Source organism: Actinoplanes sp. NPDC004185, from assembly GCF_053603475.1.
Genome location: NZ_JBSGFR010000141.1, coordinates 1 through 1005, shown reverse-complemented (window position 1 = coordinate 1005; position 1005 = coordinate 1). Strand labels below are relative to the sequence as shown.

At 61.0% G+C, this 1005-nt stretch carries 2 protein-coding genes; both read right to left on the bottom strand.

Annotated features, from left to right (window positions below; all coding sequences use genetic code 11):
* A partial coding sequence (locus tag ACWEOZ_RS44425) for a polysaccharide pyruvyl transferase family protein (RefSeq protein ID WP_451916688.1) occupies positions 1–698 on the bottom strand: 698 nt, incomplete at its 3' end.
* An 11-nt stretch (positions 699–709) separates the two neighbouring features.
* A partial coding sequence (locus ACWEOZ_RS44420) for a glycosyltransferase (RefSeq protein WP_451916687.1) occupies positions 710–1005 on the bottom strand: 296 nt, incomplete at its 5' end.

The window sequence follows — 1005 nt, the reverse complement described above, 5'->3', positions numbered from 1 at the left end:
CATTCGATCACCGAAACCGCGATATAAGGCTCGACCGGATCGATTCCGAGTTCCGCCTTCATCGACGCGGTCGCGGCCGGCGTCGCAGCATGCCAGAAGGCAAGATCGCCGGTCCTGGCGACTCGCGCTGCCGGCAACGCGGGCGTCTCGACGACAAAATGGTACGACTCGCTTTCCCGTACGCATATGAGGGATGCCTTGGCGAGCACCTTTGCGGCAAACCACCGGCCGCGCCTGGAGCGGATCGGACCGACGCTCTGCGGCGCCAGAACCACGGTGGCGCCAAACTTCGAAGCCGCCCAGATCTGGATCAGGTTCGCGTAGTACGACGGATTGGAGTCTTCAAGATATCCGCCGGGACAACTGACGACGACATCGGCTTTCCCGAGCGCGTCGATGGCACGTCGTTGCTCGACCGGAATCAGACGGCCGAGCAGCCACGGTCGTCGCAACGATACATAGCAGATCGTGATGGCCTGGCGGACGACATTGCACAGACGGCGGCGCCACATGTGCTTCGATACGCAGTTCCCGAGCCGCTCGTGCCACGTCACCCGTGGCAGATGAGCGCGCTGCGTCGACGGCTGGTATGCGATACCGCTGAGAGAGGCGTTCGGGAAGGCTTCGAGGATTTCGTCGATACACACCTCGATGAGCGCCGCATCGCCTTTGTTCACCGCGCCGAAGACATTGGCCACCACGACATGATTCACTTGCATTTCGAGAACCCGTTCACGAAGTTCAACACATTTTCGGAAAACCGCTGCAAATTCCAGTCATCGAGATTCCACGGAAAGTTGCGCCTGAGTGCAGACAGCTTCTCGTCGTCAAGCAGTATCGCGACGCCGCGGTCGATGTCTGCATCCGTTCCATCCGTCACGAACCCGTTTTCGCCGTGGCGGACCAATTCGTGCGCCGCTCCGCAGCCGTCGCTGCACAATACGGGCGTCCCGCACGCAAGCGCCTCGTTCAGACACAGGCCCCACTGGTCATAGTCACTCAACA